At 72.6% G+C, this 20,399-nt stretch carries 20 protein-coding genes and 1 pseudogene; 15 read left to right on the top strand and 6 right to left on the bottom strand.

What is annotated here, in order from left to right; genetic code table 11:
- The first annotated feature begins 125 nt into the window (after window positions 1–125).
- From nadE to ACF1G2_RS02125, 6 genes are all read left to right on the top strand, one after another.
- A complete protein-coding gene (nadE, locus tag ACF1G2_RS02150) occupies window positions 126–956 on the top strand; it encodes an ammonia-dependent NAD(+) synthetase (RefSeq protein WP_391796381.1) in 831 nt (276 codons plus the stop codon).
- Window positions 957–1,069: 113 nt separating this feature from the next.
- Window positions 1,070–1,456 (top strand): VOC family protein, encoded by a 387-nt coding sequence (locus tag ACF1G2_RS02145; RefSeq protein ID WP_391796380.1) that lies wholly within the window; start codon window positions 1,070–1,072, stop codon window positions 1,454–1,456.
- A gap of 96 nt (window positions 1,457–1,552) precedes the next feature.
- Window positions 1,553–1,810 carry a DUF6381 family protein gene (locus ACF1G2_RS02140; RefSeq protein WP_391796379.1) on the top strand — a complete coding sequence of 86 codons (258 nt, stop codon included), beginning with the start codon at window positions 1,553–1,555 and terminating at the stop codon, window positions 1,808–1,810.
- A gap of 147 nt (window positions 1,811–1,957) precedes the next feature.
- Entirely contained in the window at window positions 1,958–2,638 is a 681-nt protein-coding gene (locus ACF1G2_RS02135) for an ABC transporter permease (RefSeq protein WP_391796378.1), read from the top strand.
- Complete coding sequence (locus ACF1G2_RS02130; protein WP_391796377.1) at window positions 2,635–3,309, top strand: ABC transporter permease; 675 nt, start codon at window positions 2,635–2,637, stop codon at window positions 3,307–3,309. The genes ACF1G2_RS02135 and ACF1G2_RS02130 overlap by 4 nt, the downstream gene beginning before the upstream one ends.
- Window positions 3,306–4,283: an ABC transporter substrate-binding protein gene (locus ACF1G2_RS02125; RefSeq protein ID WP_391796376.1), complete on the top strand. Its 978-nt coding sequence runs from the start codon at window positions 3,306–3,308 to the stop codon at window positions 4,281–4,283. The genes ACF1G2_RS02130 and ACF1G2_RS02125 overlap by 4 nt, the downstream gene beginning before the upstream one ends.
- 10 nt (window positions 4,284–4,293) lie before the next feature.
- Here ACF1G2_RS02125 and ACF1G2_RS02120 read toward each other — a convergent pair whose 3' ends face one another.
- A complete protein-coding gene (locus tag ACF1G2_RS02120) occupies window positions 4,294–5,457 on the bottom strand; it encodes a betaine/proline/choline family ABC transporter ATP-binding protein (protein ID WP_391796375.1) in 1,164 nt (387 codons plus the stop codon).
- Window positions 5,458–5,544: 87 nt separating this feature from the next.
- On the opposite strand from ACF1G2_RS02120, the gene ACF1G2_RS02115 reads away from it, so the two are divergent.
- From ACF1G2_RS02115 to ACF1G2_RS02100, 4 genes are all read left to right on the top strand, one after another.
- A complete protein-coding gene (locus ACF1G2_RS02115) occupies window positions 5,545–7,092 on the top strand; it encodes a cellulase family glycosylhydrolase (RefSeq protein WP_391796374.1) in 1,548 nt (515 codons plus the stop codon).
- 121 nt (window positions 7,093–7,213) lie between these two features.
- Entirely contained in the window at window positions 7,214–8,512 is a 1,299-nt protein-coding gene (locus tag ACF1G2_RS02110) for an alpha/beta fold hydrolase (protein ID WP_391796373.1), read from the top strand.
- Window positions 8,513–8,648: 136 nt separating this feature from the next.
- Window positions 8,649–9,548, top strand: a complete 900-nt coding sequence (locus ACF1G2_RS02105) for an SIS domain-containing protein (RefSeq protein WP_391796372.1) — start codon at window positions 8,649–8,651, stop codon at window positions 9,546–9,548.
- 19 nt (window positions 9,549–9,567) lie between these two features.
- A complete protein-coding gene (locus ACF1G2_RS02100; protein WP_391796371.1) occupies window positions 9,568–10,320 on the top strand; it encodes a PIG-L deacetylase family protein in 753 nt (250 codons plus the stop codon).
- A 57-nt stretch (window positions 10,321–10,377) separates the two neighbouring features.
- Here the strand turns inward: ACF1G2_RS02100 and ACF1G2_RS02095 are convergent.
- Window positions 10,378–11,149 (bottom strand): annotated as a pseudogene (locus tag ACF1G2_RS02095) (transposase family protein).
- 234 nt (window positions 11,150–11,383) lie between these two features.
- Between ACF1G2_RS02095 and ACF1G2_RS02090 the strand changes: the two are divergent.
- Complete coding sequence (locus tag ACF1G2_RS02090; RefSeq protein WP_391796370.1) at window positions 11,384–12,217, top strand: enoyl-CoA hydratase/isomerase family protein; 834 nt, start codon at window positions 11,384–11,386, stop codon at window positions 12,215–12,217.
- A 23-nt stretch (window positions 12,218–12,240) separates the two neighbouring features.
- On the opposite strand, the gene ACF1G2_RS02085 is transcribed toward ACF1G2_RS02090, so the two are convergent.
- The 4 genes from ACF1G2_RS02085 to ACF1G2_RS02070 form a co-directional block, all read right to left on the bottom strand.
- On the bottom strand, window positions 12,241–13,425 hold the full coding sequence (locus ACF1G2_RS02085) for a hypothetical protein (RefSeq protein ID WP_391796369.1): 1,185 nt from the start codon (window positions 13,423–13,425) through the stop codon (window positions 12,241–12,243).
- A gap of 111 nt (window positions 13,426–13,536) precedes the next feature.
- Complete coding sequence (locus ACF1G2_RS02080) at window positions 13,537–14,316, bottom strand: VOC family protein (protein WP_391796368.1); 780 nt, start codon at window positions 14,314–14,316, stop codon at window positions 13,537–13,539.
- A gap of 119 nt (window positions 14,317–14,435) precedes the next feature.
- Window positions 14,436–15,335, bottom strand: a complete 900-nt coding sequence (locus ACF1G2_RS02075; protein WP_391796367.1) for an SDR family oxidoreductase — start codon at window positions 15,333–15,335, stop codon at window positions 14,436–14,438.
- A gap of 41 nt (window positions 15,336–15,376) precedes the next feature.
- Entirely contained in the window at window positions 15,377–16,345 is a 969-nt protein-coding gene (locus ACF1G2_RS02070) for an NAD(P)/FAD-dependent oxidoreductase (protein ID WP_391796366.1), read from the bottom strand.
- 63 nt (window positions 16,346–16,408) lie between these two features.
- Between ACF1G2_RS02070 and ACF1G2_RS02065 the strand changes: the two genes are divergently transcribed.
- From ACF1G2_RS02065 to ACF1G2_RS02050, 4 genes are all read left to right on the top strand, one after another.
- Window positions 16,409–17,005 carry a helix-turn-helix domain-containing protein gene (locus tag ACF1G2_RS02065; RefSeq protein ID WP_391796365.1) on the top strand — a complete coding sequence of 199 codons (597 nt, stop codon included), beginning with the start codon at window positions 16,409–16,411 and terminating at the stop codon, window positions 17,003–17,005.
- Window positions 17,006–17,098: 93 nt separating this feature from the next.
- Window positions 17,099–18,067 carry an NADPH:quinone oxidoreductase family protein gene (locus ACF1G2_RS02060; protein ID WP_391796364.1) on the top strand — a complete coding sequence of 323 codons (969 nt, stop codon included), beginning with the start codon at window positions 17,099–17,101 and terminating at the stop codon, window positions 18,065–18,067.
- Window positions 18,064–19,263: an acyl-CoA dehydrogenase family protein gene (locus tag ACF1G2_RS02055; RefSeq protein WP_391796363.1), complete on the top strand. Its 1,200-nt coding sequence runs from the start codon at window positions 18,064–18,066 to the stop codon at window positions 19,261–19,263. Before ACF1G2_RS02060 ends, ACF1G2_RS02055 begins: the two co-directional genes overlap by 4 nt.
- A complete protein-coding gene (locus tag ACF1G2_RS02050) occupies window positions 19,260–20,336 on the top strand; it encodes an acyl-CoA dehydrogenase family protein (protein WP_391796362.1) in 1,077 nt (358 codons plus the stop codon). The genes ACF1G2_RS02055 and ACF1G2_RS02050 overlap by 4 nt, the downstream gene beginning before the upstream one ends.
- Window positions 20,337–20,399: the final 63 nt, after the last annotated feature.

The following is a 20,399-nucleotide window of genomic DNA, read 5'->3' as shown; positions in this document are numbered from 1 at the left end:
CCGGGGCCGGGAAACGGGCACGGGGCGGGGCCGCATAGAGTCGGCTGTGGCGAGGATCCGGCGCCTCACCGGCGTACCGGACCGCGCCCGTCCCCGTACCGTCGCACCACCCCGAGGAGCACCCCGTGACCGACGCGGCGTCCACCGCCCTGCAGCAGCAGATCGCCCGGGAACTCGAGGTGTCCCCGACCTTCGACCCGCTCGTCGAGATCGAACGCCGGGTCGCCTTCCTGGCCGAGCGCCTCACCTCCACCGGGCTGCGCAGCCTGGTCCTCGGGATCAGCGGCGGTGTGGACTCCACGACCGCGGGCCGGCTCTGCCAGCTCGCCGTGGAGAGGGCCCGCGCGGCGGGCCACGACGCCACCTTCTACGCCATGCGCCTGCCCTACGGCGTCCAGGCCGACGAGAAGGACGCCCAGCTGGCCCTGGGCTTCATCGCCGCCGACCGGGTCCTGACCGTGGACGTCAAGGCGTCCAGCGACGCCGCGCTGGAGGCCTCCCTGGCCGGCGGGGTGACCTTCCGGGACGCCCACCACCAGGACTTCGTCCAGGGCAACATCAAGGCCCGGCAGCGCATGATCGCGCAGTACGCCGTCGCGGGCGCCCACGACGGCCTCGTGGTCGGCACCGACCACGCGGCGGAGGCGGTCTCCGGCTTCTTCACCAAGTACGGCGACGGCGCGGCGGACGTCGTCCCGCTGACCGGCCTGACCAAGCGACGCGTGCGCGCCTGCGCCGAAGCCCTCGGCGCCCCCGCCGAGCTGGTGTGGAAGACCCCGACGGCCGACCTGGAGACCCTCGACCCGGGCAAGCCCGACGAGGACGCGCTCGGCGTCACGTACGACGACATCGACGACTTCCTGGAGGGCAAGGCGGTCGCGGAGGCCGCGTTCGCCTCGATCGTCCGCCGCTACGAGCTGACCGACCACAAGCGCCGGCTGCCGATCGCTCCCTGAGGGTGACCGGCGGCGACCATCCGGCCGTCAGCCCGCGTGGCGGGCGTCCGGATGGTGGTCCGCTGGGTGTGCCCTCGGAGATCCCGAACGGCACACGCGAAGGAGACAACGGCATGTTCGGACAGTCGAAGGCGTTCAGCGGCTTCTCGGTCGACGACATGGACAAGGCCCGCCGGTTCTACGGGGAGACCCTCGGCCTCCAGGTGGAGGACTCCGGTGGCGGACCCATGCGGATGCTGACGATCAAGCTGGGGAGCGGCGCGAACGTCTTCGTCTACCCCAAGGACGACCACACGCCCGCGTCCTTCACGATCCTGAACTTCCCCGTCGACGACATCGACGTCGCCGTCGACGAGCTGGCCAAGCGGGGCGTGACCCTCAAGCGCTACCCGGGGTTCGAGCACGACGCCAAGGGCGTGGTCAAGGGCCCCGAGGGGCCGGCCGCGATCGCCTGGTTCACGGACCCGGCGGGCAACGTCCTCTCCGTCATCCAGGAGTAGCGAGCCGTACGACCACGGCCCGGCCCCTCGCTCGGGGCCGGGCCGTCGCGTTTCCCCCGTCGTCGTACGGGAAGCCGCGGGCCGAGGAGGTGTGTCATGTCAGGACACGACGGCAGGGGCCCCGAAGGCGGGGCACGCGAGAGCAGAAGAGAGGGCGAGGCGGCGCACGCGCACGCCCAGTACCAGCGCGACAAGTCGGAGAACCTCCTCCAGCGAGCCCGGCGGAGCGCCGACCCCGAGGAGGCGGCCCGGCTTCGCGAGCAGGGCGAGGAGCTCAAGGAACGCAGCGAGAAGGCCCTGCGCGAGGAACACGAGCCCCGGCCCGACGATCTCCACGAGCGCTACCCGGGCTGAGCCCGTCTCCCTGCCGCTCGGACGCGCGGACGCGCGGACGAGCCGGGCGGGGGCGATCGGCGCGCGGGGGTCGCGAGCGCTCTGCGGGCGGTGCTCGAACGGACCGTTCGGGGTGCGAACACCGGGGGCTGCGCCTGCAATGGGGGGATGACCGCGCCTCCCGACGACTGCCTCGCGCGCAACGAGTGGATCTGCGGCGCCTATCTGACCTCCCGGAGCGAGATCCTCGGTGACGCCGTCGTCCAGCATCTCCAGCTGACCTTCGTCTCCGTGGCCCTCGCCGTGCTGCTCGCCGTCCCTCTCGCCGTCGCCGCCCGCCGCTGGCGCTGGGCCGCCGGGCCGGTCCTGGGCGTCACCACGATCCTGTACACGATCCCGTCCCTCGCGATGTTCTCACTGCTCCTGCCGGTCTACGGCCTCAGCGCCTCGATCGTCGTCGCCGGGCTCGTGCTCTACTCGCTCACCCTGCTCGTACGGAACATCCTGGCCGGCCTCCGCGCCGTCCCCGAGGAAACCCGGCAGGCCGCGCGCGGCATGGGCTACGGACCGGTCCGGCTGCTGCTCACCGTCGAGCTGCCGCTCGCGCTGCCCGCCTCGATGGCCGGACTGCGCATCGCCACCGTCTCCGCCGTCTCCCTCGTCACCATCGGCGCGATCGTCGGCCACGGCGGCCTCGGCAACCTCATCTACGCCGGGATGAACACCTACTTCAAGGCGCAGGTCCTCACCGCCTCCGTCCTCTGCGTGATCATCGCCGTCGCCGCCGACCTGGTGCTCCTCGGCGCGCAGCGGCTGCTCACGCCCTGGGCCGGCAGGCAGGCCGCGTGAACACCGTCACCGCCGGCTGGGACTGGCTCACCAGCGCCGCCAACTGGTCCGGCGACAACGGGATCTGGCACCGCCTCGCCGAGCACGTCCTCCTGACCGCCGTCTGCCTCGCGCTGAGCTGCGCGGTCGCCCTCCCGGTCGCGCTCGTCCTCGGTCACCTCGGCAGGGGCGGCGCCCTCGCCGTGAACCTCTCCAACGTCGGCCGTGCCGTGCCCACCTTCGCCGTCCTCGTCCTGCTGCTGCTCAGCCCGATCGGCTCGTACGGGGAGTGGCCCACGATCATCGCCCTGGTCCTGTTCGCCGTCCCGCCCCTGCTCACCAACGCGTACGTCGGCATGCGCGGCGTCGACGCCGACGTCGTACGGGCCGCGCGGGGGATGGGGATGACCGGCCGGCAGATGCTCCTCGGGGTGGAACTGCCTCTCGCGCTCCCGCTGATCCTCACCGGTGTCCGGATCGCCGCCGTGCAGCTCGTGGCGACCGCGACCGTCGCCGCACTCGCGGGCGGAGGCGGTCTCGGGCGGATCATCACCGCCGGGTTCAACCTCGCCTCCACTCCGCAGGTCGTCGCGGGGGCGGTCCTTGTCGCACTCCTCGCACTGCTGGTCGAGGGCGTCTTCGAGGGGGCGCAGCGCCTCGCCCCGTCCTGGGCGCGGGGGAGCGGGGGATGAGCGGGTGGCGCGTCCCGGCGTGCGCGGCGGGCGCGGTGGCCGCCGTGCTGAGCCTCTCCGTTCTCAGCGGCTGTGCCACCGGCCCGTCGCTCGAGAATCAGGGTGAGGTCACCGCGCCGCCCGGCGACAGCCGCGACCTCACGATCGGCTCGGCCGGCTTCACCGAGAGCGATCTGCTGGCCCAGATGTACGCACTGCTCCTCGAAGAGGCCGGCTACGGCACGAAGATCATCTCCGTCACCAACCGCGAGATCTACGAACCGGCGCTGGAGAGCGGTCAGATCGACGTCGTGGCGGAGTACGCGGCCACGTTCGCGGACTGGCTGAACGCCAAGGTCCACGGGCCGGACGCGCCGACCGTCGGGTCGCCGGATCTGGCCGCCACCATGACCGCCCTGCGCGGACTCGCCGGACCACGCGGACTCACGGTCCTCGACGCGGGCCGCGCCGTCGACCAGAACGCCTTCGCGGTCACGCGCGCGTACGCCGCCGAGCACGGTCTGAAGACCCTGAGCGACGTCGGCGCGGCGAGACTTCCCGTACGGCTCGCGGCGGGCGACGAGTGCGTGCAGCGGCCGTACTGCGCACCCGGTCTGAGGGAGACCTACGGCATCGACGTCACCGGCGTCGACCCGAAGGGGGTGGGCACCACCCAGGCCAAGCAGGCCGTGCAGAGCGGTGAGAACCAGATGGTCCTGACCACGACCACCGACGCCACGCTCGACGAGTTCGGCCTGGTGCTGCTCGCCGACGACAAGAACCTCCAGAACGCCGACCACATCGTCCCCGTCGTCAACCGCTCCCGGGCCGGCGGCGAGCGCGTCACCGCCGCCCTGGGGAGCCTCAACACCGTGCTGACCACGGCCGATCTGGCGCACCTGAACGAACAGGTCGACAGCTGGCGTCGCCTCCCGGAAGACGTCGCGCGGGCCTATCTCCGGGAGAAGAAGCTCCTCCCCGCCGAACCGGGCTGACCCCGGACCCTCACGCGTCGGCGACCGAGTCGAACTCCACCTGGTCCCGGGCCACGCCCTGCGCGTCGGCGTCCACGGAGCGGCGCAGGGCCTCGTGGAGCTTCGCCGGGGTCAGGACCCCGAGGAACCGGGTCCCGTCGAGGACGGCCACCCAGCCCGCGTCGTGCTGGAGCATCTCGCTGAACGCCTGCTTCAGCGGTGCCCCGACCGGCACCCAGGCCTCCATCCGGCGGGCGAGGTCGCCGACCGTGCCCGCCCGGCCCGCGAGCGCGAGGACGTCGGTGGCGACCCAGCCGTGCAGATCGCCGTCTGCGCCAAGGACGACGGCCCAGCGGGCCCCTTGGCCGCGCAGCCGGGCCGCCGCGTCCGGCGCCGGCTCGTCGAGCCGGGCCACGGACGGCTGTTGCAGGTCGTCCGGTTCGATCGTGGTGACCGAGAGCCGCTTCAGCCCCCGGTCGGCGCCCACGAACTGGGCGACGTAGGGAGTGGCGGGCGTGCCGAGCACGGCCGCCGGGGTGTCGAACTGCTCGATGCGACCCTGCCCGTAGACGGCGATCCGGTCGCCCATGCGGACCGCCTCCTCGATGTCGTGGGTCACCAGGAGGACGGTCTTGCGCACGGTGGCCTGGAGGCCGAGGAACTCGTTCTGGAGGTGCTCGCGGACGACGGGGTCCACCGCCCCGAAGGGTTCGTCCATGAGCAGGACGGGCGGGTCGGCGGCGAGTGCGCGGGCGACCCCGACGCGCTGGCGCTGGCCGCCCGACAGCTGCGCGGGATACCGCGGACCGTAGATCCCGGGGTCGAGGCCGACCAGGTCGAGGAGTTCGGCGGCGCGGGCCCGCGCCTTCGACTTCTTCCAGCCGAGCAGCGCGGGCACGGTCGCGGTGTTGTCGAGGATCGTCCGGTGCGGAAAGAGCCCGACCTGCTGGATCACGTAACCGATGGTCCTGCGCAGCTCCACCGGATCGACCTTCGCGATGTCCTTCCCGTCGACCAGGATCCGGCCCGAGGTCGGTTCGATCAGCCGGTTGACCATCATCATCGTGGTCGTCTTGCCGCAGCCCGATGGGCCGACCAGCGTGACCAGTTCGCCCTCGGACACGTCGAAGGAGAGGCCGTCGACCGCGGTGGTGCCGTCCGCGTACACCTTGCCGACCTGCTCGAACCGGATCATGGATCCACGCTAGGAGGCGCGGATGCGCCGCGCACGGGGGCCGGGACCGTCCGGGGACCGACAGCCCGCTGAACGCCGTCTCTTGTCATGACCCTTGCGAGCCGCTCTCCCTGGCTGCTATTCAATTCGTTAGGAAACTTTCCTTCCAATCCATCGTTCCGGGAGACCCCCATGACATCGGTACGATCGGCACGTCTCCGGCTGCGCTCGCTGGGTGGAGCCGGCACCGCGGCGGCCGCACTCCTCCTCGGCCTCGCCACCGCACCGCCCGCGGCGGTCGCCGCCCCCGTCACCCACGAGGCGGAGACCGCCACCGTCTCGCGGGGCGTGGTGGAGTCCGACCACGCGGGCTTCACCGGCTCGGGCTTCGTCAACTACGACAACGCCGCCGGCGGTTACGTCCAGTGGAACGTCAACGCCGCCCAGGCCGGCCAGGCGACCCTGACCCTGCGGTACGCCAACGGCACCACGGCCAACCGGCCCATGGACATCGCCGTCAACGGGACCGTCGCCGCCGCCGGCAAGTCCTTCGCCGGCACGGGCGCCTGGACCACCTGGGCCACCACCACCCTCACCGTGAACCTCGAGGCGGGCGCCAACACCGTCCGCGCCACCGCGACCACCGCCAACGGCGGCCCCAACGTCGACCACATCAAGGTCGACACCGCCACGGCGCCCCCGGTCGGCGCCACCCCGGTCGCGATCAACGGCCGGCTCACGGTCTGCGGCGTCAGGCTCTGCAACCAGTACGGCAAGCCCGTCCAGCTCCGCGGCATGTCGAGCCACGGCACCCAGTGGTACCCGCAGTGTCTCACCGGCGGTTCGCTGGACGCCCTCGCCAAGGACTGGAAGGCGGACGTCCTGCGTGTCTCCACCTACGTCCAGGAGGACGGCTGGGAGACGGACCCGGTCAGGTTCACCAACCTCGCCCACACGCTGATCGACCAGGCCACCGCCCGGGGCATGTACGTGATCGTCGACTGGCACATGCTCGACCCGGGTGACCCGCACGCCAATCTCGCCAACGCGAAGAGGTTCTTCACCGACATCGCCGGCCGGCACAAGAACAAGAACAACATCTTCTACGAGGTCGCCAACGAGCCCAACGGTGACAGCGTGACCTGGTCGAGGATCAAGAGCTACCACGAGCAGATCGTCCCGGTCATCCGGAACATCGACGGCAACGCCCCGATCCTGCTCGGCACCCGCGCCTGGTCCTCCCTGGGCGTCTCGGACGGCGGCAGCGAGACCGAGGTCGTCAACAACCCCGTCAACGCCACCAACGTCATGTACACGTTCCACTTCTACGCGATGTCCCACCGCGAGGAGTACCTGAACACCCTGTCCCGGGCCGCCGACCGGATCCCCGTGTTCGTGACCGAGTTCGGCACCCAGGACTACGCGGGTGAGGGCGCCGACGACTTCACCATGACGCAGAAGTACATCGCCCTGATGGCCGCCAAGAAGATCAGCTGGACCAACTGGAACTTCTCCGACGACCACCGCTCGGGCGCGGTCTTCAAGACCGGCACGTGCGACGGCAACGGTCCCTGGACGGGCACCTCGTCCCTGAAGGAGGCCGGCGTCTGGATCCGCGACCGGATCAGGTCCGCCGACGACTTCCCCACCTCCTGACCCCTCCCCGCCCCACCTTCCGCACCACCTCCTGACGCACCTGCCGACCCACCTCGACGCGCCCCCGTCCCCTGCCCTGTGATGCACTGGGCGGGCGGGGGCGCATCGAACAGGAGCCGCATTGACCAGCTACCGCCAGCCCGGCCTCGTCCTCACCGACCGCCGCTTCGCCGTTCCGCTCGACCACGCGGACCCCGGCGGCGAACAGATCGAGGTCTACGGCCGTGAGGTCGTCGCCGGCGACCGGTCGGCCGACGACCTGCCGTGGCTGGTGTACCTGGAGGGCGGGCCCGGCTTCGGGGCCCGCCGCTTCATCGGCCGGCAGGCGTGGCTGGGCCGGGCCGTCCAGGACCATCGTGTCCTCCTCCTCGACCAGCGCGGGACCGGCCACTCCACCCCCGTCAACCGCCAGACCCTGCCCCTGCGCGGCACCCCGCGCCGGCAGGCCGACCACCTCGCCCACTTCCGGGCCGACTCGATCGTCAAGGACTGCGAACTCATCCGGAAGCGCCTCACCCGCGGCGCCCCCTGGACCGTCCTCGGCCAGAGCTTCGGCGGCTTCTGCGCCACGCACTATCTCTCCACCGCCGCCGAGGGCCTGCGCACGGCCCTCGTCACCGGCGGTCTGCCCTCCCTCCACGCCACCGCCGACGAGGTCTACCGCGCCGCCTACCCCCGTGTCCGGCGCAAGGTCGAGGCCCACTACGCCCGCTACCCGCAGGACGTCGACCGCGCCCGCACGATCGCCGCCCACCTGCTCGAGCACCCGGCGACCCTGCCGAACGGCGGGCTCCTCACCGTCCAGGCCTTCCAGTCGCTCGGCATCCTCCTCGGCGGCGGCGAGGGGACCCACGAGCTCCACTACCTCCTGGAGGAGGCCTTCGTCCCCACGCCCGGCGGCCCCGCGCTCTCCGACGCCTTCCTGGAGAACGTCCAGGGCCGGCTCTCGTACGCGGGGCACCCGCTCTACGCCGTGCTGCACGAGGCCATCTACGCCCAGGGCCACGGGCCGACCGCCTGGGCCGCCGAACGGGTCCGCGCCGAGTTCCCGGAGTTCGACGCGGAGAAGACCCTCGCCGGCGACGCGCCGCTCCTGTTCACCGGCGAGACCGTCCACCCCTGGCACTTCGAGACCGATCCGGCGCTGCGCCCGCTCCGCGAGACCGCCCACCTCCTCGCCGAACGGACCGACTGGGCACCGCTCTACGACCCCGCGCGTCTCGCCGCCAACGAGGTGCCCGTCGCCGCGGCCGTCTACCACGACGACATGTACGTCGACACCGCCCACTCGCTGGAGACCGCGCGCACCGTCCGGGGGCTGCGGACCTGGGTGACGGACGAGTTCGAGCACGACGGCGTACGGGCCGGAGGGCCGAGGGTGCTCGACCGGCTGCTCGCCCTCGCCCGGGACCGGATCTGACCGTCCGCGCCACCCGCGGAGCGATCCCCGCCCCGGCCCCGCGCAAAAGTCCAAGCAGTGCGTCCTGATTACTCATGGTGCGTGCGGGGCCGGCGGGATAGAACTCCTCCGGAGCGCACCGAGGAGAGGACCGGAGATGACCACCCACGTCAGTGCCGAGATCGCCGGACAGCCCGACTGCTGGCGGCGTGCGGCGGACATCGCCGCCGACCACGCCGGGCTGCTGCCCCGGCCGGGTGAGCGGATCGCGGTCGTCGGCTGCGGCACCTCGTACTTCATGGCCCGCGCCTACGCCGCCCTGCGCGAATCCCTCGGCGCGGGCGAGACCGACGCCTTCCCGGCCTCCGACGAGACCCCGCTCGGCCGCGGCTACGACCGGATCGTCGCCCTCACCCGTTCGGGAGCCACCACCGAGGTGGTGACCCTGCTCGCGCGCGCCTCGGGCCGGATCCCTACGCTCGTCCTGACCGGCGTCCCCGACAGCAGGGCCGTGCACCACGCGGACCGGTCGATCGTGCTCGACTTCGCCGACGAACGCTCCGTCGTCCAGACCCGGTTCGCCACCACCGCCCTCCAACTGCTGCGCGCGGGCCTGGGCGTGGATCTCACCCCCTCGATCACCGACGCCGAACTCGCCCTCTACGAACCGCTGCCCACGGTCTGGGAACGTCGCACCCAGTTCACCTTCCTCGGCACCGGCTGGACGGTCGGACTCGCCGACGAGGCCGCCCACAAACTCCGTGGCGTGGCGCGCGCCTGGGCGGAGTCGTACGCCGCGATGGAGTATCGCCACGGGCCGATCGTCATCAGCGACCGTACGAGTCTCGTGTGCTGCCTCGGTCCGGAGCCGGCCGGTCTCCGGGACGAGGTGGAGGCCACCGGAGCGCTGTTCGCCGCCGACGCCATCGACCCCCTGGCCGCCGTGGTACGCGCCCAGCGCCTCGCCGTCACCCTCGCCGCCCGGCGCGGCCTCAACCCGGACCGCCCCCGCCACGCGTCGCGCTCGGTCATCCTTTCCGCCGCGATCCGCGGGTGAATCCCCGTATCCTGCGCCCATGATCGACACGAGCAGCTCACCCCTCCACGACATGCCAGACGACTGGCAGCGCGCGCTCGCCGTGGTCGCCCACCCGGACGACCTCGAGTACGGCTGCGCCGCGGCCGTCGCGGCCTGGACGGACGCCGGCAAGGAGGTCGTCTACGTCCTCGCGACCCGGGGCGAGGCCGGTATCGACTCGCTCGCCCCGGCCACCTGCGGCCCGCTGCGCGAGCAGGAGCAGCGGGCGAGCGCGGAGGTGGTCGGGGTGTCGACCGTGGAGTTCCTCGGCCACCGGGACGGAGTGATCGAGTACGGACTCGGTCTGCGCCGCGACATCGCGGCGGCCGTCCGCCGGCACCGGCCCGAACTCGTCATCACCCTGAACCACCGCGACACCTGGGGCTTCGGCCCCGGCGGGTACTGGAACACTCCGGACCACCTGGCCGTGGGCCGCGCCACGCTCGACGCCGCGGGCGACGCGGGCAACCGCTGGATCTTCCCCGAACTGACCGAGCAGGGGCTGGAGCCGTGGAACGGCGTGCGCTGGGTGGCGGTCGCGGGAACGAGCACACCGACCCACGCCGTCGACGCCACGCCCGGCGCCGAGCGCGCCGTCCGGTCGCTGCTCGCCCACCGCGCGTACATCGAGGGCCTGACGGACCAGGACCCCGAGGAGTACGTCCGTACCTTCCTGGCGCAGAACAACGAGCGCTTCGCCGCCCGCTACGGCAACCGGCCGACCGTCGCCTTCGAGCTCTTCTCCCGCTAAAGGGTGTTGCAGAAGGTTGCGTCGGGGCAGGTCAGGACCGGTTTCAGGGCTGTCTGGTCATGCGGCGAGGGCGAGGTTGTGCATGTGGGCGACGGCCTGGACCGCGTGGTGGAGGCCGTTACCGCGCTGGCGGCAGTCGCGGAGGATCTTGTAGTGCTTCATGCGGGCGAAGGCGTGCTCGACCCTGGCCCGGACCTTCCGGTGCTCGGCGTTGTCCTCTTCCTCGCCCGGCAGCAGCGCCCTTCCCGGGCGTTTGCGGTGCGGGACGACGAGACCGGTGTTGATGTAGGCGCCGTCACCCAGCACGGTCACGCCTTCGCAGTGCTGGGCCAGACCGGAGCCCCGCCAAGCCTTCGCATCGGCGGTGTTGCCCGGCACCGGCCGGGCCGCCGCGACCACCTGCTTGGTGTCGGCATCGATGATGACCTGCACATTCGCCGAGAACCGGTAGTTGCGTGAGGACGCACCGACCTTCCGGTCGCGGACCGGGACGAGGGTGCCGTCCACGATCCAAAGCCGCTCGACCGCGTCGGCCGGTCGGGCGGCCGGCTCAATGGCCAGCAGCGGGCCGCAGCCGCTGGATCACCCGGCAGACGGTCGCCGTCGAGACCCCGAAGAGCGGGGCGAGCTGTCGCATGGTGAGGTTGGTGCGGTAGTAGACGGCCACCAGCAGGACTCGGTCCGCCAGCGGCAGGCACCACGGTCGGCCGCCACCGGGACCGTTGCCGCCCCGTTCGCGCACGACCTTCAGCAGCCGCTCGAACTGCCCCATCCGCAGACCCGTGAACGTCTCCACCCACAATGGCTTAGCCCTCAACACTCCACCCATACAGGGGAAATGCCCGAACCGAAGCCTTCTGCAACACGCTTTAGGGCGTGTTTCGAAAGTCCTGCCCCTCGTGCCGGAGGCGTTTCGTCCGGCCGCTCTGAGCGGGGGCGATGCGGTACGCCTCTGTCTTCGCCTGCGACGGATGCTGGCGGGCGGCCTTCCTGTGGCAGTGCTGACCGCCTAGCCTGACCCTCTGTCTGACGGTACGTCAGAAATCAGGGGTGAGGTGAAGCTGTGATCGACACGCTCGACACGGAGATCCCGGAGGGCGAGGAGCGCCTCGCGCTCACGGTCGAGGACGGCGTGGGCGTCCTCACGCTCTGCCGGCCGGAGAAACTCAACGGCTGGAGCTGGGAGGCCAGCCGCCAGCTCGGCCTCATGGCCGACCGGATCCGCTTCGACGAGCGCGTGCGGGTCGTGCTGCTCCGGGCCGAGGGGCGGGCCTTCTGCGCGGGCATCGACGTCACGGCACCCGGCGGCGGGATCACCGGCCGGACGGCCGCCGCGAGGTTGCAGCGGTACGACGAGGGCATCCGCTGGGTCCACGAACGCTTCGCGGTCTTCGCCCGGCTGCCCCAGCCCGTCGTGGCCGCCGTCCAGGGCTACTGCCTCGGCTTCGGCTTCGAGCTCGCGCTCATGGCGGACATCCGGATCGCCGCCGACGACGCCGTGTTCGCCCTGCCCGAGGCGGGGATCGGCGTCGCCGTCGACGCGGGCGGCGATCTGCGGATCGCCCGCGAGGCCGGCGCCGGCTGGGCGAAGTACCTGGCCCTCACCGGCCGTCGGATCGACGCCGTCACCGCCGAACGGCTCGGCCTCGTCCAGGTCGTCACGGCCCGCGACGACCTGGATCGCACGGCCCGCGAGACGGCGGACGCCATTGCGTCCGCCGCGCCGCTCGCCGTCCGCGCGATCAAACGGAACATCGACGCCTACGCGGACCAGGGCCTGACCGCCGCCCTCGACCGTACGGCGCTGTCCGCCGCGCTCACCCTCACCTCCGACGACGCCCGCGAGGGCTACGCCGCGAAGGCGGCCCGCCGCGCCCCGCGCTTCGAGGGCGGCTGACACCCCCCATGTGGCTCGTCCCGCTACGGCGTGTATCCGGAGGTGACGAAGTAGGCCCCGTACGTGAAGGAGAGGAACGCCAGCGCGGAGAGCGTCGCGACCAGGGTGAGCGGCTTCGCCCTGGCCAGCGCGACGGCCGCGGGCAGCAGCAGAGTGAAACCGGGCAGCAGAAAACGCGGCTTGATCTGGATGAAGCCGCTCACGCCGACGGCCACGGCCACCAGGACCAGGGTGAAGACGACGACGGCCGTCGGCGGACGTGAACTCAGAAGAGCCCACAGGAGGACGAGGCCCGCGATCACGATGAGCACGGAGGCCTGTTCCACCGCGCTCACATGGCCGGCGGCCACCCTGCTCGTGGCCGCGATCACGGACTCGCCGAAGTCGACCTCTGTCTTCCAGTCGCGCTGCACGTCGAAGTAGCCGAGCGGCCGCCCGGTGCACAGCCCGGCCCACACGGCATAGCCGAGCAGCCCCAGGGGCGCGATCAGGACCGGGGTGAGCGTGCGGCGCCCGCGCGGCGAGGCGAGCAGCGCCGTGACGACGACGGCGGCCACCACGGCGATGCCCAACGGGCGCGTCAGGCCCGCCGCCACGGCGAGCACGGACGCCGTGATCAGGCGTCGCGTCACCAGGGCGTACAGCGTCCAGGCGCACAGCGCGGTGAACATCGCCTCCGGGTAGGCCATGGACTGGATGAACGCCTGCGGCAGCAGACCCCACAGGACGGCGAGCAGGACCCCGACGCGATGGCTGTGCAGGGCCGTTCCGAACGCGTGGACCCCCCATGCCGCGACCACGGAGGACACACAGGTGATCAGCAGCGCGGTACCGGTGAGCGTCATCGGCAGCAGCTCGCCGGCCGCCCGCACGGCACCCGGATACAGCGGAAAGAACGCGAGGTCCTGCCATCGGCCGGCCGGGCCGCCGCCGTAGCCGGGAATCAGATCCGCGTGACCGTAGCCGTGCTGTGCGATGCCCAGGTACCACCGCGCATCCCACACGTAGCCGAGCGACGTCTCGAGAGGCGTGCCGCTCTCCGCCGCTCGCACCGCGATCCAGCCGACCCCCAGGACCTTGCACGCCAGGTAGCAGAGGATCGCCGGCCTGGCGCGCCGGTACGACAGGAAGGCGCGCCGGACGAGAGGGTTCCGTGGTGACGTCCGCGGAACCGCCTGCCGGGTCTCCGCGCCGGTGTCGACGGTCAATGCGTGCCCAATCGTCGGAGCCGCCCTGGGAAGCGCGGTCGTGAACCGTGACATTCCGGACCCTATGCGGAGCGCGACCGGGAATCGCCGGCCAAGGGCGCGAAACACGCCCTAGTTCGGCGGTTCGGGCTTCAGCACCGCGAACGGGGCGCCGAAGGGATCCGCCAGCCAGGCGATCCGCCCGACGTCGGGGATGTCGGCCGCCGGCATGAGGACCGACCCCCCGTTCCCCTGGGCGCGGATGACGATGTCGTCCGCGTCCGCGACGCCGAAGTACGGGATCCAGCGAGCCTCCCTCCCGCCCTCCTGGAGTTCGGCGACCCCGCCGAAGGAGGCGTCCTCCAGGTCCCCCTCGGCGGTGGACAGCACCCGGTAGGTCATACCCGGCGCCTCCATCTCCTGCGAGCGCCAGCCGAACAGCCTCCCGTAGAAGTCCAGGGCAGCCGCCGGGTCCGGCACGTGCAGCTCGGCCCAGCACAGCGTGTTGTTCTCGGACGTCCTGTCCAGGCCCTTCGTCTCACCCGGCTGCCACACGGCGAAGTCGGCGCCCGCCGGGTCGGTCAGCTGGGCCATCCGTCCGGCGGTCATGACATCCATCGGCTCGGCGCGCACGGTGCCACCCGCGGACTCGGCCGTCTTCACCGTGGCGTCGGCGTCCGGCGTCTGGAAGTACAGCGTCCACGCGCTGCTCGCCCCCTCCTGCGTCAGCGGGCCGAGGGCGGCGACCGTCCGGCCGTCCTGCTGGAAGAAGCCGTAGCCTCCGGCATCCGGGCCGGCCGACGCGAACTCCCAGCCGAAGACGGCGGTGTAGAACGCGGCGGCGACCGCCGTGTCGGGGCTGCCCAGGTCGACCCAGCTGGGCGATCCCTTGGTGAAGTCCGTACCGAGCATGTGATGTGCCCTGCCTTTCCGCGTCTGGAGGTCGTCCGGTCACCCTCGCCGATCCTCGCCGCTCTCCCTCGCCCGCGCAGCCGCAGCCGCCCGGGTTCATCCGCGTGGACCAGCGGGCGTCACTCCCCGAACCTGCCGCGGCCCAGCTGCTCGCGCACCGGCACCACGGGTTCGTTGACGAGGGCCCGGCGCTGCCAGTTCGCGCCGTCCACCACCAGCGTGTGCCCGGAGACGAACCGGGCGTAGGGAGAGGCCAGGAAGGTCGCCGCCCAGCCCAGCTCCCGCGGGTACCCCACCCGCAGGGCGGGCTGCCGGTCGTCCTGGCCGGCCGCCCGCGCGAGCGTGCCCCGGATGTCGTCCGTCATGTCCTCGTGCGGCATCAGCCCCGGCACCAGGCCGTTGACCTGGATGCCGTACGGTCCCCACTCCACCGCCAGCGTCTCGACCAGGTTCTTCACACCGGCCTTCGCCGCCGCCGAGTGCGCGAAGCCGGGACCGCCGGTCCAGGCGTAGGAGGCGCCCACGTTGACGACGGACCCGGGCGTGCGGGCCGCGAGGTGGCGCCGGGCGAACTCCCGGGTCATGAACCAGGTCCCGGTCAGCGTGATGTCGACGACCGCACGCCAGCCGTTGGGCGACAGCTCCTCCGCCGGCACGGGGAAGTTGGCCGCCGCGTTGTTCACGAGGACGTCCGGCCGGGAGCCGAGGACCGCCTCGCACGCGTCGAAGGCTCCGGCCACGGCATCGGGCTCACGGATGTCGCAGACCGCGGTCGCCACCCGCGTCCCGCCGGTCTCCGCCAGCTCCCCGCGCGCGGACTCCAGCCGGGCGGCCGTCCGGCCGACGAGCATCAGCTCCGCGCCCAGCCGGGCGAACTCGGCCGCGACGGCCTTCCCCAGACCCGACCCGCCCCCGGTCACCAGGACCGTCCTTCCCTCGTACGTCCCCGGTGGCAGCGCGCTCGCGCCGAGCGGGGGAGGAGCGGGCAGCCCCGGCGGATCCGTCTCCGTGTTCGTCATGCCGCATCGATAGCGCGCCACGGGCGAGAACTGAAGCCCTGTCAGCCTGCCGCGGCCGCGACCTTGCGGTCCAGGTCGTCCATGAGCAGCTCCGTGTTGATCGCCACACCGGCCCGGTAGCCTCCGCTCGCCGCGTTGATCACCTGTTCCTGCGCGCCGATCGCGTTGCCCGCGGCCCAAACGCCGGGCACGCTGGTCCGGCCGGTCTCGTCCACCGCCACGAAGTCGCCGAGCGGGGTCTCCCGGGTCTCGGCGCCCAGCGCGGTGAGCAGCCCGTCCCGGGGCGTCATGCGGGGCCCGACGAAGAGCACCTCACGCTCGACGACCCGGCCGTCCGCCATCCGTACGCCGGTGAAGCGGTCGTCCTCGACGACCAGGCCCGCCACCTCGCCCGTCACGACCTCGACCCCGGCCGCCGCCACCCGGGCGCGCTCCTCCTCGGAGAGCGGCCCGGCCGTGTGCGCGAAGAGGGTCACGTCCGGGGACCAGTGGCTGAGGATCAGCGCCTGGTGGGTCGGCATGCCCGGGTGCGCGATCACCCCGAAGGCCCGGTCGCGGACCTCCCAGCCGTGGCAGTACGGGCAGTGCAGCACGTCCCGTCCCCACCGTTCGGCGACGCCGTCGATCGCGGGGAGTTCGTCGACGAGTCCGGTGGTGACGACGAGCCGGCGCGCGCGGACCAGGTGGTCGTCGTCCACGGTCACCACGAAGCCCTCGGCGTCGCCGAGCTCCCGGACCGCTCCCGTCACCTGCCCGGTCGTCCACTCCACCCCGTACGCGGCGATCTCGCGCCGGCCCACCTCCAGGAACTCCGCCGGGTCCATCCCGTCCCGCGAGAGGAACCCGTGCATGTGGGCGGACGGGGCGTTGCGCGGTTCGCCCGCGTCGACCACCAGGGTCCGGCGCCGCGACCGGCCGAGGATCAGGGCCGCGCTCAGCCCGGCCGCTCCACCGCCGGCCACCACCACGTCGTAGGACTCGGGCTCATGCGGGCTCGTGTGTTCGCTCATACCAGCAGCGTCTCCCCGACCGCCGAGGTTGACAAACACGTTTGCCGTTTCTGCAATGGAGGGATGAGTGAGACAGACACCGGGGACGACCGCATCGACGCCGTGCTGAACGAGGTCGGACCACGGCTGCGCCGGATCCGGCGCGATCGCGGCGCCACGCTCGGGGACCTCTCCGCCTCCACCGGAATCTCCGTGAGCACCCTCTCGCGTCTGGAGTCCGGGCAGCGCAGGCCGAGCCTGGAGCTGCTGCTCCCCATCGCGCGGGCCCACCAGGTGCCGCTGGACGAGCTCGTCGGCGCGCCGCCGGTCGGCGACCCTCGGGTCAAGGCCAGGCCCATCGTGCGGAACGGCCGGACGATGTTCCCGCTCACCCGCCAGCCGGGTGGACTCCAGGCGTACAAGGTGGTGCAGGAGAAGCCGCACGAGGACCCGGACCCGCGGGTCCACGAGGGGTACGAATGGCTCTACGTGCTGTCCGGGAGGCTGCGCCTCGTCCTCGGCGAGCACGACGTCGTGCTGGGGGCGGGGGAGGCCGCCGAGTTCGACACGCGCTTGCCGCACTGGTTCGGGCCCACGCCCGACGGGCCGGTGGAGTTCCTGAGCCTGTTCGGTCCGCAGGGTGAGCGGATGCATGTGAGGGCCCGGCCCCGGCAGTCCTGAAGAAGTCCCCGGCGCATGGTTCCACCAGACACAAGCGACCGCTTAGTATGCGACCGACCGCGCAGTACGGACGACGGCTGGTGGAGGACCGCGATGCAGGCATGGCGAGTGCACGAGAACGGCGAGCCGGGCGAGGTGATGCAGCTCGACGAGGTGGAGGCGCCCACCCCCGGTGAGGGGCAGCTCCTCCTCAGGGTCCGCGCGGCCAACGTCAACTTCCCGGACGCCCTGCTCTGCCGGGGCCAGTACCAGGTGCGGCCCCCGCTCCCCTTCACCCCCGGGGTGGAGATCTGTGGCGAGACCGAGGACGGGCGGCGGGTCATCGCGACGCCCGCCCTGCCGTACGGCGGCTTCGCCGACTACGCGGTGGCGGACGCGGCGGCGCTGCTGCCCGCCCCCGAGGCCCTCGACGACGCCGAGGCGGCCGCCCTCCACATCGGCTACCAGACGGGCTGGTTCGGGCTGCACCGGCGCGCCGCCCTCAAGGAGGGCGAGACCCTGCTCGTCCACGCCGCGGCGGGCGGTGTCGGCAGCGCGGCCGTCCAGCTCGGCAAGGCGGCCGGCGCCACCGTCATCGGCGTCGTCGGCGGAGCGGAGAAGGCCGAGGTCGCCCGGGCGCTCGGCTGCGACGTCGTCGTCGACCGGCGCTCCGAGGACGTCATCGCCGCCGTCAAGGAGGCCACCGGAGGCCGCGGCGCCGACGTCATCTACGACCCCGTGGGCGGCGACGCCTACACCCAGTCCACGAAGGTCGTCGCCTTCGAGGGCCGCATCGTGGTGGTGGGCTTCGCCAGCGGGGTCATCCCCTCGGCCGCCCTCAACCACGCCCTGGTCAAGAACTACTCGGTCGTCGGGCTCCACTGGGGCCTGTACAACCTCAAGGACCCGGCCGCCGTCCTGCGCTGCCACGAGACGCTCACCGCGTACGCGGCCAAGGGCCTGATCAAGCCCCTGGTCAGCGAGCGCGTGCCGTTCACCGGAGCGGCGGACGCCGTACAGCGCGTGAGCGAGGGCGTCACCACCGGCCGTCTCGTCGTCGTCCCGGAAGGAGCCACCGGATGACCGCCGCCGCCCCGGACGCAGCCGAACTGCGCGACCTTACACAGCGGTTGATCGCCGAGCACCCGCCCGCGACCACCGGTCGGACCGAGTTCCTGCGCGCCCGCTTCGACGCCGGACTCGCCTGGGTCCACTACCCCGTCGGCCTCGGCGGCCTCGACGCCCCGCGCTCCCTGCAGGCCGTCGTCGACGCCGAACTCGCCGCGGCGGACGCCCCCGACAACGATCCGCGCCGGATCGGCATCGGCCTCGGCATGGCGGCGCCGACCCTCCTCGCGTACGGCTCCGACGAGGTCAAGCAGCGCTTCCTCAGGCCGCTGTGGGTGGGCGAGGAGGTGTGGTGCCAGCTCTTCAGCGAGCCCGGCGCCGGCTCCGACCTCGCCGCCCTCGGCACCCGCGCCGTCCGCGACGAGGCCACCGGCGACTGGATCGTCAACGGCCAGAAGGTGTGGACCTCCAGCGCCCATGTCGCCCGCTGGGCCATCCTCATCGCCCGCACCGACCCCGACCTCCCCAAGCACCGGGGCATCACGTACTTCGTCTGCGACATGAGCGACCCCGGCGTCGAGGTCCGGCCGCTCCGCCAGATCACCGGCGAGGCCGAGTTCAACGAGGTCTTCCTCAGCGATGTCCGCATCCCCGACGCGCACCGGCTCGGCGAGACCGGCGACGGCTGGCGCGTCGCCCAGACCACGCTGATGAACGAGCGGGTCTCGATCGGCGGAGCCCGCATCCCCCGCGAGGGCGGCATGATCGGGCCGGTCTCCACCACCTGGCGCGAACGTCCCGAACTGCGCACCCACGACCTGCACCGACGGCTGCTCGACCTCTGGGTGGACTCCGAAGTGGCCCGGCTCACCGGGGAACGGCTGCGCCAGCAGCTCGTCGCCGGACAGCCGGGACCCGAGGGCAGCGCGATGAAGCTGGGCTTCGCCCGCCTCAACCAGGCCATCAGCGGTCTGGAGGTCGAACTGCTCGGCGAGGAAGGGCTGCTGTACGGGGACTGGACCATGCGCCGCCCTGAGCTGGTCGACTTCACCGGCCGTGACGCCGGCTACCGCTACCTGCGTTCCAAGGGCAACTCGATCGAGGGCGGAACGACCGAGGTCCTGCTGAACATCGTCGCCGAACGGGTCCTCGGACTGCCCGCCGAGCCCCGCAACGACAAGGACGTCGCCTGGAAGGACCTCGCGCGATGACTGACCTCCTCTACTCCGAGACCGAGGACGACCTGCGGGCGGCGGTCCGCTCCCTGCTCACCGACCGGGCCGGCCCGAGCGTGCTGCTCGGCCGGATCGAGACCGGCGACCCGTACGTCCCCGGCCTCTGGAAGTCCCTCGCGGGCGAGATCGGCGCGGCCGGGCTGCTCGTCCCCGAGAAGCTGGGCGGCCAGGGCGCGAGCCACCGCGAGGCGGCCGTCGTCCTGGAGGAGCTGGGCCGCGCGGTGACCCCGGCGCCATACCTCACCAGCGCCGTCGTCGCGACCGAGACCCTGCTCGCCCTGGACACCGAGAGCGCCCCGGTCGCCGAGCTGCTGGCGGGGCTGGCCTCCGGGCGCAGGGTCGCGGTGCTCGCGCTGCCGCTGTCCACCGCGCCCGGCGCGGAGCCGCTCACCGCAGGGACGGCGAACGGTGTCGCCGACGCCGCCCTGGCCGACGTCTTCCTCGTCCCGCGGGCCGACGGCCTCCACGCGGTCGCGGCGGACGCCGTCGGCGTGGAGCCGCAGACCCCGCTCGACCTGACCCGGCCCCTCGCGAGGGTGACCGCGGCCGGCGCGGGAGGCGTCCGGCTCGCCGACGCGGAGACCTCCGCGGCGGCGGTCCGGCGCGGCCTGCTCGCGGGAGCGGGGCTGCTCGCCTCCGAGCAGCTCGGGCTCGCCGAGTGGTGTCTGGAGGAGACCGTCCGCCACACCCGCACCCGCTACCAGTTCAACCGGCCCGTCGGCTCCTTCCAGGCGCTCAAGCACCGCATGGCGCAGCTCTGGCTGGAGGTCGTGAACGCCCGGGCGGCGGCCCGCGCCGCCGCCGACGCGCTGGCCACCGGCAGCCCCGACGCGCCCCTGACCGTCGCCGTCGCCCAGGCGTACTGCGCGAAGGTCGCCGTCCACGCGGCGGAGGAGTGCGTCCAGCTCCACGGCGGCATCGGCATGACGTGGGAACACCCGGCGCACCTGGCGCTGAAGCGGGCCAAGTCGGACCAGATCGCCCTGGGTTCGACAGGACGCCACCAGGACACGATCGCCGCCCTGGTCGGCCTCCCCGCGCCCGCCTGACGAGCGACGGCGGGGGCGGAGGACTTCCGCCCCGCCGCACGCGGCCGGGGCCGCCCCTCGTGG

This window comes from Streptomyces sp. NPDC013457, assembly GCF_043089925.1.
In the GTDB taxonomy this organism is placed as follows: domain Bacteria; phylum Actinomycetota; class Actinomycetes; order Streptomycetales; family Streptomycetaceae; genus Streptomyces.
The sequence above is the reverse complement of the archived record's forward strand: the minus strand, read 5'-3'. Positions and strand labels throughout refer to the sequence as shown.